This is a genomic window from Dehalogenimonas sp. 4OHTPN, from assembly GCF_040448695.1.
GTDB lineage: Bacteria > Chloroflexota > Dehalococcoidia > Dehalococcoidales > Dehalococcoidaceae > Dehalogenimonas.
The window spans coordinates 771,649-786,649 of record NZ_CP159307.1; the positions used below are offsets into that span (position 1 = coordinate 771,649).

General features: G+C 55.7%; 5 protein-coding genes, 1 tRNA gene and 2 riboswitches. Of the genes, 4 read left to right on the forward strand and 2 right to left on the reverse strand.

The genetic code is table 11. The annotated features are described in order from the left end of the window. Position 1: 1 nt before the first annotated feature. The gene (locus tag ABV300_RS04105) at positions 2–703 is read right to left on the reverse strand and encodes a DUF998 domain-containing protein (RefSeq protein WP_353715256.1); all 702 of its coding nucleotides are present in this window, start codon (positions 701–703) and stop codon (positions 2–4) included. Between the two features lie 146 nt (positions 704–849). Here ABV300_RS04105 and ABV300_RS04110 point away from each other — a divergent pair. Continuing rightward, positions 850–922, forward strand: a tRNA-Val gene (locus ABV300_RS04110). A gap of 152 nt (positions 923–1,074) precedes the next feature. Here ABV300_RS04110 and ABV300_RS04115 read toward each other — a convergent pair. After that, positions 1,075–5,421 carry an MBG domain-containing protein gene (locus ABV300_RS04115; RefSeq protein WP_353715257.1) on the reverse strand — a complete coding sequence of 1,449 codons (4,347 nt, stop codon included), beginning with the start codon at positions 5,419–5,421 and terminating at the stop codon, positions 1,075–1,077. 846 nt (positions 5,422–6,267) lie between these two features. On the opposite strand from ABV300_RS04115, the gene ABV300_RS04120 reads away from it, so the two are divergent. The 3 genes from ABV300_RS04120 to ABV300_RS04130 all read left to right on the forward strand — a co-directional run bounded on the left by ABV300_RS04120 (position 6,268) and on the right by ABV300_RS04130 (position 14,853). Continuing rightward, a complete protein-coding gene (locus tag ABV300_RS04120; RefSeq protein ID WP_353715258.1) occupies positions 6,268–6,429 on the forward strand; it encodes a hypothetical protein in 162 nt (53 codons plus the stop codon). 672 nt (positions 6,430–7,101) lie between these two features. Further along, positions 7,102–8,070 carry a LuxR family transcriptional regulator gene (locus ABV300_RS04125; protein WP_353715354.1) on the forward strand — a complete coding sequence of 323 codons (969 nt, stop codon included), beginning with the start codon at positions 7,102–7,104 and terminating at the stop codon, positions 8,068–8,070. A 379-nt stretch (positions 8,071–8,449) separates the two neighbouring features. Then, positions 8,450–8,532, forward strand: a riboswitch (cyclic di-GMP riboswitch). 174 nt (positions 8,533–8,706) lie between these two features. Further along, a riboswitch (cyclic di-GMP riboswitch) is annotated at positions 8,707–8,789 on the forward strand. A 100-nt stretch (positions 8,790–8,889) separates the two neighbouring features. Further along, the gene (locus tag ABV300_RS04130; RefSeq protein WP_353715259.1) at positions 8,890–14,853 is read left to right on the forward strand and encodes a hypothetical protein; all 5,964 of its coding nucleotides are present in this window, start codon (positions 8,890–8,892) and stop codon (positions 14,851–14,853) included. Positions 14,854–15,001: the final 148 nt, after the last annotated feature.

Below are 15,001 nucleotides of genomic sequence, written 5' to 3' on the forward strand. Positions count from 1 at the left end.
CTTAGCGCCTGTCCCGCCGTCGGCAGCAATCCACCCGAACCGCCGCCGCCCGGTTATCGATGCCCGCCGCCGTCCTCATTGAGACCGCCGGCCGTTCCGCCGCCCAGCGCAGCAGCGTCATCAGCTCCAGCCAGATCAACCCGTTCAGCATGATCAACCGTTCGATGGCGCCGATCCACGCCGCGTCGGTGTGTACCGCGACAAAGCCTGCCGCGTTGAAGACGGTGCCGATGATGCCGGCCGTCACGCTGAAGCTCACCGCCGCCCGATGCGCTGGGTCTTTGCGCAGCCGGTAAGCCAGGCAGAAGCAGGCCGCCGGCAGCAGCGCGGCGATGGTTTGGGCTGAGAGTTCATGGATTAGCGATGCCGCCGTCTGCCCGCCGCCCGGCGCCTGGGTCGGAAAAACGGCGATCAGCATAAAGCCCGCCGCCGCCAGGCCCAGCGGCAAAGCGGCTTCCCGCAGCCTTAAGGCCGAAAGCGCCATGACCGCGGCGAAACAGGCGAACATCGCCGCTTCGACCCAGCCGAACGGTCCCCAGACCAGCTCGCTGATGGTATTAGCCACCCGGTCGAAGCCCGGCTGGATCGTCTCCAGCGCCGTGGTGGCAGCCATAAACAGCAGCGGAAAGCCCAGGCAGGCCGCGTCCGCCGCCCGGCTCGCCGCCGCTTTCGGGATAGCCATCCGCCTGACCGATATATTCATGGCCCTCAGTTTATCCCGCCGCCCGCCGCCTGAAACCGCCCGCCGGAATGGATTTGGACTGGACGGAAGGCGGGTTTTTAAGCTATACCTGCCGCCCGGTCCCATTTGAAACCCCGCGGCGGTTCGGGTTACAATGGACTTCCTCTGGGCGGCTAGTTCAGTGGTTAGAACGCCTGCTTCACACGCAGGAAGTCCGTGGTTCGAGTCCACGGCCGCCCATTTTCTATCACTTTCATGTCACTTCTGTGTCATAATGATGACAGAAAAGTGACCGGCTGATGTAGCTTTTACCCATTTAGTCGATCAATCAAACCTTGAAAAATAAATCAGGGCTCTCGACTGAGAGCCCTGATTTATTTATTCCTAGTACTCTAACTGGTTTGCTTCCGTTTTTTGAGGAGAATAATACCTAACAGTAGCGAGGCGCCAGCCAAAGCTAACCCGATAGGGAGAAGGGACATACTGTCGCCGTTTTCTTCTTCAGGAGTGAAGGTAGGTTGCGTCGTGCTGGCCGGCGGTGCGGTGGTAGGCGGCGGTGCCGTGGTTGTGGGAGCAGGTGCCGTGGTCGTTGGAGGAACAGTTGTCGACGGTGGAGGTGTTGTCGTCGTTGGCGGCGGTGGTTGCTGAGCGATAAGGGCAAACGTGGTAAAGTGGGAAACCCGGGCCGTAATTGTTCTTGCCGCGGCGTCCACAGTGCTATCCAGTTTAACCCATTTGACTCCGTCCCACCACGCGATATATAGCGAGGTTGCGGCAACACCAGCCGGTAGCTCGTTGAAGGTGTAGCTCATGGTGAGGGTAATTGTCGGATTGAACGTCGCACCGCTTGGGCCAAGTTCATATGTACGAAGGAAGATACTGTTAGGTGGCGGTTGCATTGAAGACGACGGTTCCCCTGCGGACAAGAAGGCAAGGCCGGCACCAGCGGCGTTCCACACATAGGTACCAACCGGTATGGTCAGGCTAAGAAGCCCGTCTTCAGTCCGTATCCAACCTTCGGTTAAGGCGCGTCCATTGCCATCCATCCAGGGCGAGTTGCCGGATAAGCCGATGCCGACCAGTTGCGAACCGAAGCCCCCGCCGCCGCCACCGGTTGATTGCTGCTCATTGATATCCGCCGTGGTCGTAACCGTAGTCGCGGAGAGTGCATAGTTGCCGGCGTCGGCGCCGGTGAGGGTCAAGCCGGTGACCGTCACCGTCTTATCGTTGCCGACTGCGGCGTTGTCGAAAGCAGCGGTGCCGCCTGAAAGAATCACTGCATCCCCGGTAATGACCCCGACAAGCGACCGTCCACTTATGGTAGCCGATGTGGTGCCGTCGTAGGTCTTGTCAGCCACAGCGACGCTTGGCGTGACGGAAGACTTGGCAATTACCATAGTTATGTTGGAACTGGCCTGGTAATTCACGTCGCTGACCGTAACGCTTACGGCATAGCTGCCGGCGGCCGTCGGCGCAACCGCCGAGCCGTTGTAGGTTACGGAGACCGGAAGGTTGGCCGGGCCGGTGACCACCGAGACCGACTTGGCCGTCCGGTCATAAACATGATTCAACCCGCTTATTTCCAGCGACGCCGAGGCTTTGTCAATGACCAGGACCGCCGTGCCGACGCCTTCGTAGTTGGCGTCGACAACTTCGGCACGGACGTTAAATGTGCCTGCGTTGGTCGGGGTCGTCGTGGATCCGTTGTAGGTGACGGTCACCGTCAGCGCGCTGGGATCGGTGGTGACCGTAGCCTGCTTGGCGGAGCCGTCGTAAATGTATTCCAGGTCTGCGAAAGTGACATTGGCTGAGGCTTTATTAACGTTGATGGTGACAGTTTGGGTCACCGTATCGTAGTTGAGCGAATCGGCAGGGGTGAACTCGACCGAGAGTTCCTGGCCCGCACCCGCGTTGAGGACCGTACCGGCCGGTGGATTGTAGATGAAGGCGCCTGATATGGCGGCCGTGGCGTTCAGTTGGGTCTCGTCAAGTTCATGGCCGTAGGTTACGGAGTCCGGGGTATTCCAGGTGATGATAGGTGTAGCTTTTTGGATGAAGAGTGAGCCGGCTATACTGCCGGTGTAATTAGCATCGGTAATGGTGACCACAACCGAGTATTCCCCGGCGTTAATCGGTGCAGGGGGCGAACCGTCGTATGTGACGGTATAGGCGATACCGGAAGGAACGGTTTCCACGATTATTTCTCGGGGAGTCCCATCGTACGTCTGATTAAGACCGCTGACGTTGATGCCAGCAGTCGCTTTACCGATTGTCATCGTGCTACTGGCTGTACCCTGGTAGTTGAGTTCGCTAATCGAGGCGACTACCGTGTAGCTGCCAGCGTCGGTTGGCGGTATCAGCTGGCTGTCATAGGTGAAGCTGACGTTTAGGCCTCCAGGAGTGGTGGCAGCCGTAACCGGCTGCGGGGCACCGTTGTAGGTGAAGGTCAGGTTATCGAAAGCGATGGTTGCCGTTGCCTTGTCAATGAACAGGTAATCGGTCGCAGATCCCTGATAGTTCTGATGATTGATAGTAGCGACTACCTGGTGGCTACCGGCGTTGACCGGCAAATCCGTATCGCCGTCATAGATGAAGACCACCGGCATAGCGGCTATAGGGGAGGTTGTGGCCGTTGCCGCCTTGCCGGTACCGTCATAGACGTGGGTGAGGCTGCCCAGGGTAACCATAGCTTCGGCTTTCTCAATGTGAAGGGTGCCGGTGGTAGTGCCCTCGTAGTTGGCGTCGCTAATCGTACCGATGACGGTATAGTCACCCGCGTTTATCGGTGGTGTTACCGAGCCGCCGTAGGTAATGTCAACGGTCAAACCAGCTGGGCTGGTGGCCGCGGAGATGGGTTTGGGCGAGCCGTCATATACCTGGTTTAAGCCGTCGAGCAAAACCGAAGCGGTAGCCTTAGTGACAATAATTTCCCGGGTGATGGTTACCGTATTGTAGTTGGCCGCATCTGTCGGGGTGAATGTAGCCGACAGAGTCCGGGTGCCGGCACCGAGGGTGGCGCCCGCCGCGGGGTCGTAGTTGAATGAACCGGCGATTTCCGCGGTAGCGTTCAAATGCTCAGCGCCCAGCGGCGTATTGTAAACGAATCCTGCTGGCGCCCAAGTGACCGCCGGATCAGCTTTACTGATGACGAAAGTATCCGTTACCTCGCCGGTGTAGTTGTTGTCGTTGATGATAACGACCAGTACGTAAGAACCGGCATTGACCGGCGCCGTCGCTAAACCATTGAAGGTGACATCGGCATCAAGCCCTGGTGGGTCAGTCGTTAGTATGGGAGTTTGCGAGGTCCCGTCGTAAACGTGGGCCAGGTTGGATAACGAAATTTGTGCCGCGGCTTTCAGTATCTCCCCGTTGTTGTTGGTAACGAAGGTATAGGTGTAGTTGTTGCCATCGTTGCCGTCATTTGCGTAACCGCCAGGGATAAGCGTCTTTTCTTCCCCGGCATTGGCGTCGGCGAAGTTCTGGCTGAAAACTGCGGTGTCTCCGGCAGCCAACCCAACCGAGGTGGTCGGAATACCGCTTGAGGCGGTGGTGCCGTCATAAGTTTTAGTGTCTGGCACGGCGGTCACGGTAATTGGGAGCCGGTTGATGCGGCCGGAATTGTTCTGGAAGACTACCTCGTAGTTGTTGCCGCCGTTGCCGTCAACGGCACTGCCGGAGGCGATGATCACCTGATTAGGAGCGTAGGCATGCTTCGAACCGAAATTCTGCACGAACCCGCTTTCGTCGCCGTCTGCCAGCCCGATGACGTTGGGCGCCAGGGAACAGTTGGCGGTCCCATCGTAAGTCTTGGTCTCGGATTGGGCGGACACGTTAATAGTCCGCTTGGTGATATCCCCCGTGGCCGTTGCCGAGGTCGAGGACAGTGCATAGTTGCTGGAATCAGTGCCAGCCAGGCTCAAGCCGGTGACGGTAACCTCTTTACCGACACCAGCGTGCTCATCCCCAAAGGCCGCAGCGCCGCCTACCAGGCTCACATCGTCTAAGCCGAAAATAGTGCCAAGCAGCGTGAGGGTCTCGATGGTGGTATCGGTGGTGTTGTCGTAGGTCTTGCTGCCCACGGTAACGCTGGGAGCGAGGGGTGCCGGGTTGATATCGGCGTTGGCCGTAACGCTCGTCGAAGACAGTGTGTAGTTTGATGCGTCGGTGCCCGACAGGCTCAAGCCGGTGACGTTCACCGTCTTTCCGTCGCCGATATTCTTGTCTTCGAACGACGCCGCGCCTCCGGCAAGACTGACATCGTCACCGACAAGTGTATTAACCAGGCTCCTGGAAAGTATAACGGCATCGGTGGTTCCGTCGTAGGTCCTGCTCTCCACGGCGACCGCCGGAGTCACGGTACGCGGATTAATCGTCAACAAAGCTGCGTCCGTAGCTACATCGTTTTGGCCGGCGCTAGTGGTATTGGTGAAGACCGCCCGGAATTGGGCGCCGTTGTAAGCCAATTCCACATCCGGCACCGTCAACGTGACGGATGTGGCCCCGTCTATGTTAACGAAGCCGGCGCCGTAGTCGACCTGCCACTGAACGGTGGGCGCGGGGATTCCTGAGGCCGCGGCGGTGAAAACGGCGTCATCCCCATATTGAACCGTGGCATTATCCGGTTGATCGGTGATCGTTGGAGCCATTTCCAGAGTGGTGTCGGTTGTTAGGAAGACTTCGTTGTTTGTGCCGTCGGAGGCGAGGTAATAGCCGAATACGTGGTCATCGCTAAATGCCAATGCGGGACTGGTTCCAGTACCAACGGTTATCGGTGTGCCAAACGCGGTTGCTTCAGTTGAATATAGAACATTAACTCCGTCGACCCAGACAAGACCTATCGTATCGGAGCTATTAGAAGCGAGAGAAGCCTCGGAAATAGCTCCCAATGAGATTTCGTTCCAGGAAGGAGTGGGGGATCCATTGACAGGACTGGCATAGTAAGTCACGCCGCTTTGGGTATAAACTAATCTGGCGGTACCATCTGAAGCTAAAGCGATAGGATTTTTTGATAAGCTCGGGGATGCATTCCCCCGATATGGGTTATTAGTCCCAAAACCGCCGTTTGAGTTGGTCGTGTAAACCACGTACTGGTAGTTATCGACCCAACCCGGAGCACTATCTCTTGCGGAGTGGGTCGCAACAATATGATAGAATCCCGTCGGATCGATTTGGATTTTTGGGTTGTTGTAGTATCTGCCAGTTCCAAAACCGCTTGAATACTCCCAAAAACCACTCCAAATTACGGTTGGTGCTGAGATCGTCCCACCGACGTTATTCAGATACCCGATATCTACGTACCCATCACTTGGGTACCCTTGGTTGATATGGGCAACAAAAGCGATATGTGCCCAATCATTCACATCTGTATCGATATCAATCGGCCCGTTATACGAGGAGATTTGGACCGGGGTTAGCCAAGTGTTGTCGGCTTTAGCGGTGTAAAATTGACCACTAGCGCTAGCAAATACTACCTGTGGCACTCCGTTCGATCCAACAGCAATCGCTGGGTTGGACCCCGCTGCCACCAATTCCTCAGAGCCGTTGGCCAAACAATAGTAAATGTTGCCGCTCCGCTCGTAAACCGCGTGCGGCAGGCCATCGGGACCAACCGCTACATCGATGTTAGTATTGTTTGCCGGCGAATCAGTGATCTGGTAGGTGTTCCACGCCGCGGAATGGACACCGGCCGGATTGACCAGCATCGTCAGGAACAGCATGACCAAGGCGACCGGGAATACGAGAAATAACAGACGGTGGACGGCAGCTCGCACAAGAACCTCCTTCAACTAAAAAAGATAACCATTATTAATACAAACGAAGTCGGGCGTCATCACCCCTAGGGGTGAATTTTGGAGCTTCAATCGTGGAAAGCGGAATGGTATTTTGGTAAGATATGGAATTTCCGAAGGCAATGGGTGGCCCAGCTTTGTCTGGATTCACCAACAAGGATTCAGACGCTGATGCAGAAGGCTCAGAACAAAGCGCTACGTGAGAGATCTCTGTTCATCAGAGAGGCACTGGTATTTTTCAGCCTTGTTCGCCAGTACTGGCCACTGATATTGTCCATTGGCCTATTCTTCGGCTGGCTTCTGTCTTATCCTATGCAAGGGCCTATACTGGGGTCTGCTGCGGCTGCTGAGGGGGCTAATCCGCTGTTGCCTATTGTTCGTTTTCTTGCCGGCATCATCGTCGGTCAGATAGCGTTCGGGATACTCGGGTACTATTTTCAAAAGGCTCTCCGGTGGTTCGCGCTCAGTGGCTTTCTCTGCCTCTTGTGTAGTGTCGCGGCTTTGAACACGCCGATGGCAAATTCAGAATCTCTATTCGCTTTGATGGGCTTGGCTTCCGCACCGTTGATCATAAGCTGGGGTGCTGCCTTCACCCGGTCGGTTCTGCCCAATCAGAGGGGACGGGTCTTGGTGAGCGCTATAGCGCTGTCAAACATAATCTTATATATCATAATCCAGGCCAGCGCGGTGCTGTCATCAGATACTCTCGTACTGCTCACCCTGCCTCTGCTAGTACTGGCACCGATGGCGCTATTCTATAGTTACAGCCAAATCGCTATGTTGCCGCCGCCAACGCCTGAAGTCCCGGCAAAACTGTTTTCCTTCTGGCCACTGCTGCCTTTCGTGTTCGCCGTCTATATCGTAGGCGGACTGATGTACACCATCATTTCCACCAGTTGGGCTGGATCCGGCATAAGTGCGGTATATAGCGTTATTCCCTACATCGTGCTGGTCTTTATAGCTGGTTCGATCGCCGACCGCCGCGGCCGTCGCGTGAACGCCATACTGGGCACCGGCATCCTCGGCGTAGGCTTCATGCTTTACGGCATATCCGGAGGTATCATGCTGCCCATCGTCATCCATACTCTGGTCGTTGGCGGGTTTGCCTTCATGGATACCTTTACATGGACGGTACCGGCGGACCTAGCCACGGGACGGCGAGCTCCGGTGTTCTATGGGGGCGTCCTGGGCGCTAACGTCATTGCTATTCTCATAGGTATCCTGCTGGGCGAACAGCTTGGCGATTCCATAAGTGAGGCTCTGGTATTGACTGTCAGCGTCGCCGGCCTTTTGTTGTTCGCATCCCTGGCATTCCTACCGAAGTTGGCAGAAACGCTCACACGCAATATTGCGCCGGAACTATCGATTTCCGAAAAAATTACGAAAGTGTTTCAGCGTGCCGGGCTGACGCCGCGTGAACTGGAGGTCGCCGGGTTGGTAGTGACCGGCGCCAGCACAGAGGAGATGCACGAGCATCTGTATATTTCCCCCGATACGCTCAAAAGCCATCTGCGTAACATCTATCGTAAACTCGGGGTTAAAAACCGTCTGGAGATGACACAGAGATTATTAAACAGTAGTTTTGATGAATTTTCATAAACATATCTGTTTCTTAAACAACATATTCCTGCCATCAGCGTTTACCGGTTGTTTATTGATTGAAAGAACCTGTTATTTTTAGTCATTCGACAAGGAATCTCAGGCGTACCTTGAAGATAGTGGGGGAGCGGTTAGGTTGTATCGAAGCTTATCTCGAACACGGGGGTTCTGTCTGTCGAACACTGTAGCCCACCACCTCCCATCCCCCCTTCTTCAACCGCTTATTTCAAACCCCCGCAACCCGATAAACAATAACGTATTGTTATATCTATCCGGTCTAAACCATCAGATTATCAGCCCATTTTCAAAAATACCCTCAAAAAGTAAGGTTTAGTAAGGTTTAGTCATCTTGACTTCAGCTATACGCGGCTTTAGTATGGAATATCCAGGAGGCTATGACCCGGCGCCCCCTATCTGGTCACTTGGGGCCCGGCGAGCCAGCAGTGAAACCGGCCTGATAACGGCCGGTTTTTCTTTTGGAGGAGGAGAAACCGCCGCCCGCGGCATTTGTAAAGATTCCGTATCCTCGACGGCGAAATTACATGGACTTACGGATACTGCGCAGCATTAGGCAGCCGTTACAATTTCAAAGAATGAGGAGGTGAAGCTGAACAAAATCATCTGACTGCATTTATCCGCCTGACAGGAAGCCATGATCCGCCCCTCCGTAACTGGTCACTTGGAGGACGGGGAGCCAGTAGTGAAACCGGCCTGGGACTAAAGGTCGGTTTTTCGTTTTCTAAAAGAAGGAAGGTGAGTTACAGACACAAAACGGCAACCCCTGACCCAACACACGAGCAAACGGAGGAGGTTTGAAACATGAAAAGGGTCTTGAAAAGGTTATTCTCAGTTCTTGGAGTATTTGCGACACTTTCGGCTATTCTCATTCCAGCTTTGGCAGCACCGGTCAGTGCCGCCCCATCGGGGGTCGGTGCTGATTTCTACGGCTGGAATCTGGATTCCCCGCGGGGTACCTACCCCGGTTGGGCAGGTGACTGGACCAAAGGTAACCTCGGCAGCCTTTATCGGGAAGGCGACTGGGTTTCCTACGTCTTCATCTTGACCAATAAAAGCGGCGCCGCCGTCACCCCGGAACAGATCAGCGGCGTTGCTGGATCCTGGGGCAATATATATTATGACTTCTTCAACAGCGGTAAGAATGCCGTTTTTGTGGATCTACTTCGAAATTTCAGATATTTGGAAGTGAACCCTATTGGGGGCAGTGGGAAACCGAGCAACACTACCTACAATCCCTCAACTGACCTTGGATTGGGGACTGCTTTCACACCGAGTATCTTGAATGCGCCTTTCCCGGCGGGAACATCTGAAACCGCCGCGGCTCCAGCCGCCAGCCACTACTTCAGTCTCAACGCTGGTGCCGGCGGATTGCCTACTTCATTGCCCTCCAACAAAGCCTTTTTAATTTTCTTTGAAGCCCATCTCTCTCAGACCTTTGTCTGGGGCCAGGGGCAGGAAAACCTGTTCAATCAATCCCCGACCAATGCCTGGGGTGGTTCTGCTTATGCTGGCTGGACCGCCACCCACAACGGTTCCGGTTTTACCTCCGGCTCAAGCCCCCACTTCAACTTTGACGCCCCCGGCTTCGGGGCAATCACAGTCCCCATCCCTATCCCTGAACAACCCGGATCTTCAATCTCGGGCTACAAGTACAATGACTTGAACGGAAATGGATCCGACAACAGTGAACCCCGTTTAGCTGGATGGGAGATCAACCTACATATCTATATTGAAAGTATAGAGTTCACCCGGACAACTACTACTGCAGCCACTACTGGGGCTTATTCATTCACGGGCTTGCCTCCTGGACAATATACAATCCATGAAGTGCTTCAGAATGGTTGGATGCAGACTCAACCTGTTACTGCAGAGGTGGTAATCGACATTACTACCAACTCCCAGTCGGCGACGCAGGTGTTTGGCAACTTCCAGCCAAACCCCGGCATCGCCATCGTTAAGACTGTTACCCCCACCTCCGTATCCGCCCCCGGCAACGTAACATATACCTACGTTGTCACCAACACCGGCAACGTTCCATTGAGCAGCGTTTCCGTTAAAGATGACAATGCTACGCCGGGCAACACGGCTGACGACTTCTTTGCTACCTACGTCAGCGGCGATACCAACGGCAACAGCAAACTTGATCTGACTGAGTCCTGGACGTTCACCGCCACCCGCGGCATAACTCAAGACATGATTGATTCCGGCGCCGCCCGAACTAACATTGGTACGGCAACCGGCACTCCACCCGTCGGCGGCAACGTTACTGCTACCGACGACGCCACGGTGACCATTGTTCAGAACCCGGCCTACACCATTGACAAGACGGTGGTATCGGTGACTGGTGGTAGTGGTGGCTCGGCTGATTCCGCCGGTGACATCATCAACTACCAGGTGGTCCTGACCAACACTGGCAACGTCACTCTGACCTCCATCACCATGGCTGACACTCTGGTGACCCTTGGCGCTCCGACCAGCAAGTCGGCCAATGAGGATAATGATCTCGACGTCGGTGAGTCTTGGACCTGGACCTACAGCTACACCGTGACTCAGGCTGACCTTGACAACAAGGGCGGCGGAGACGGTGACATCGACAACACTGCCACCGGGGACTGCGCTGAGCTTGACCCGATCAGTGACAGTGAGGACGTACCGCTGGTCTTCAACCCGGCCTACACCATTGACAAGACGGTGGTATCGGTGACTGGTGGTAGTGGTGGCTCGGCTGATTCCGCCGGTGACATCATCAACTACCAGGTGGTCCTGACCAACACTGGCAACGTCACTCTGACCTCCATCACCATGGCTGACACTCTGGTGACCCTTGGCGCTCCGACCAGCAAGTCGGCCAATGAGGATAATGATCTCGACGTCGGTGAGTCTTGGACCTGGACCTACAGCTACACCGTGACTCAGGCTGACCTTGACAACAAGGGCGGCGGAGACGGTGACATCGACAACACTGCCACCGGGGACTGCGCTGAGCTTGACCCGATCAGTGACAGTGAGGACGTACCGCTGGTCTTCAACCCGGCCTACACCATTGACAAGACGGTGGTATCGGTGACTGGTGGTAGTGGTGGCTCGGCTGATTCCGCCGGTGACATCATCAACTACCAGGTGGTCCTGACCAACACTGGCAACGTCACTCTGACCTCCATCACCATGGCTGACACTCTGGTGACCCTTGGCGCTCCGACCAGCAAGTCGGCCAATGAGGATAATGATCTCGACGTCGGTGAGTCTTGGACCTGGACCTACAGCTACACCGTGACTCAGGCTGACCTTGACAACAAGGGCGGCGGAGACGGTGACATCGACAACACTGCCACCGGGGACTGCGCTGAGCTTGACCCGATCAGTGACAGTGAGGACGTACCGCTGGTCTTCAACCCGGCCTACACCATTGACAAGACGGTGGTATCGGTGACTGGTGGTAGTGGTGGCTCGGCTGATTCCGCCGGTGACATCATCAACTACCAGGTGGTCCTGACCAACACTGGCAACGTCACTCTGACCTCCATCACCATGGCTGACACTCTGGTGACCCTTGGCGCTCCGACCAGCAAGTCGGCCAATGAGGATAATGATCTCGACGTCGGTGAGTCTTGGACCTGGACCTACAGCTACACCGTGACTCAGGCTGACCTTGACAACAAGGGCGGCGGAGACGGTGACATCGACAACACTGCCACCGGGGACTGCGCTGAGCTTGACCCGATCAGTGACAGTGAGGACGTACCGCTGGTCTTCAACCCGGCCTACACCATTGACAAGACGGTGGTATCGGTGACTGGTGGTAGTGGTGGCTCGGCTGATTCCGCCGGTGACATCATCAACTACCAGGTGGTCCTGACCAACACTGGCAACGTCACTCTGACCTCCATCACCATGGCTGACACTCTGGTGACCCTTGGCGCTCCGACCAGCAAGTCGGCCAATGAGGATAATGATCTCGACGTCGGTGAGTCTTGGACCTGGACCTACAGCTACACCGTGACTCAGGCTGACCTTGACAACAAGGGCGGCGGAGACGGTGACATCGACAACACTGCCACCGGGGACTGCGCTGAGCTTGACCCGATCAGTGACAGTGAGGACGTACCGCTGGTCTTCAACCCGGCCTACACCATTGACAAGACGGTGGTATCGGTGACTGGTGGTAGTGGTGGCTCGGCTGATTCCGCCGGTGACATCATCAACTACCAGGTGGTCCTGACCAACACTGGCAACGTCACTCTGACCTCCATCACCATGGCTGACACTCTGGTGACCCTTGGCGCTCCGACCAGCAAGTCGGCCAATGAGGATAATGATCTCGACGTCGGTGAGTCTTGGACCTGGACCTACAGCTACACCGTGACTCAGGCTGACCTTGACAACAAGGGCGGCGGAGACGGTGACATCGACAACACTGCCACCGGGGACTGCGCTGAGCTTGACCCGATCAGTGACAGTGAGGACGTACCGCTGGTCTTCAACCCGGCCTACACCATTGACAAGACGGTGGTATCGGTGACTGGTGGTAGTGGTGGCTCGGCTGATTCCGCCGGTGACATCATCAACTACCAGGTGGTCCTGACCAACACTGGCAACGTCACTCTGACCTCCATCACCATGGCTGACACTCTGGTGACCCTTGGCGCTCCGACCAGCAAGTCGGCCAATGAGGATAATGATCTCGACGTCGGTGAGTCTTGGACCTGGACCTACAGCTACACCGTGACTCAGGCTGACCTTGACAACAAGGGCGGCGGAGACGGTGACATCGACAACACTGCCACCGGGGACTGCGCTGAGCTTGACCCGATCAGTGACAGTGAGGACGTACCGCTGGTCTTCAACCCGGCCTACACCATTGACAAGACGGTGGTATCGGTGACTGGTGGTAGTGGTGGCTCGGCTGATTCCGCCGGTGACATCATCAACTACCAGGTGGTCCTGACCAACACTGGCAACGTCACTCTGACCTCCATCACCATGGCTGACACTCTGGTGACCCTTGGCGCTCCGACCAGCAAGTCGGCCAATGAGGATAATGATCTCGACGTCGGTGAGTCTTGGACCTGGACCTACAGCTACACCGTGACTCAGGCTGACCTTGACAACAAGGGCGGCGGAGACGGTGACATCGACAACACTGCCACCGGGGACTGCGCTGAGCTTGACCCGATCAGTGACAGTGAGGACGTACCGCTGGTCTTCAACCCGGCCTACACCATTGACAAGACGGTGGTATCGGTGACTGGTGGTAGTGGTGGCTCGGCTGATTCCGCCGGTGACATCATCAACTACCAGGTGGTCCTGACCAACACTGGCAACGTCACTCTGACCTCCATCACCATGGCTGACACTCTGGTGACCCTTGGCGCTCCGACCAGCAAGTCGGCCAATGAGGATAATGATCTCGACGTCGGTGAGTCTTGGACCTGGACCTACAGCTACACCGTGACTCAGGCTGACCTTGACAACAAGGGCGGCGGAGACGGTGACATCGACAACACTGCCACCGGGGACTGCGCTGAGCTTGACCCGATCAGTGACAGTGAGGACGTACCGCTGGCCTTCAACCCGGCCGTTGATATCGAGAAATTTGTCTCGGTTGACGGTGGCGTAACTTGGCTAGACGCTGACTCAGCGCTAGGGCCGTATGTTTTAGTTGGTGATTCTGTTAAGTTTAAGGTCATCGTCACCAATACAGGCAACGTTACTCTTGGAATTGGGGTAGTTGATACTGACTTTACTTTCGCCGGTATCGTCACATCGCTTGCTCCTGGCGCCTCTGACGAGAGTGATGTCTTTACCACTACTGCTGTAATAGGACAGCAGTGGGACGAGGCAGTTGTTACCGGTACACCGCTGGTTGGTACTCCAGTGACCGATAGTGATCGTGCCTACTACTTCGGCGCCTACCCGCACACCACCATGCAGACTATCGCTTACGTGTGGGAGACCTCAGACTTTGGTAACGTCACCCTCACCATCCGCGATACCAATGACGGCAATGTTCCGCTAACAGGTTCTCACATCCACCTGTATCTAACTCCTGGTGGTGAATACACCGGTTCGCCTTACGGTCATACCGGGCTTCCGGCCTTCGTTGCCTTCAGTGGTGACACCGGATCGGATGGCATCATGAGCCCCGGTGAGACCTGGCAGTGGATAATCCAGGTTGAGATCGCGGTCACCACCACCTTCGATGTTCAAGGTGAAGGCTACTTCACGCCGCTTGACTTCCTGGTCGCCGGCCCAAGCGAGCATGCTAGCCTGACCGTTCAGGTCAACCTGGCTACCCGTACCCAGGGCTTCTGGTCAACCCATCTGGCGTTCACCACCCAGATCTTCAACTCGATGGATACCTTGCCGCTTGATGACACAAACGTCGTTATCGATTTGGGTTACAAGCAGATCAGAACAATCGACGAGTTGATGGGCATCTTCTGGGCTAACAACGCCAAGAACGCAGATGGTTCTAAACGCGACAAGCTTGGACAGGCACGTGAAACCGCCGCTCAACAGGCGCTGGCAGCCATTCTTAACAGCGTCATGCCGGGTGGTAAGCCGCTGCCTGCCGGGTACAGCTTGACTGACATCAAGAACGTCCTCGGTGGTACAAACCAAAATGCCATCAAGGCTCTTGGTTCAGCTCTTGATGCCTTCAACAACAGCGGTGATAATGTCGCCCTGCCTCCGGGCACAGTCACCGGCAAAGCTGATCCCAACGGTGCCAGAGATATCGCGGACATTGGGTTCGCTGACACCTGATAAGTACTCCATCGTGGAAAAAGGGAGGGGCTTCGGCCCCTCCCTTTCTTTTACCAAAAATATCGCCCCAAAAACGACAAAACTCGCTTGACGGCCATAGGGAACACGTGTGCTATAATATCCGCCTATGAACTTCACACACGTATTT

Bases quoted from the DNA above. Each gene is read 5' to 3' on its own strand.
- ABV300_RS04105 (WP_353715256.1), bottom strand. From the start codon at position 703: ATGAATATATCGGTCAGGCGGATGGCTATCCCGAAAGCGGCGGCGAGC.
- ABV300_RS04130 (WP_353715259.1), top strand. From the start codon at position 8,890: ATGAAAAGGGTCTTGAAAAGGTTATTCTCAGTTCTTGGAGTATTTGCG.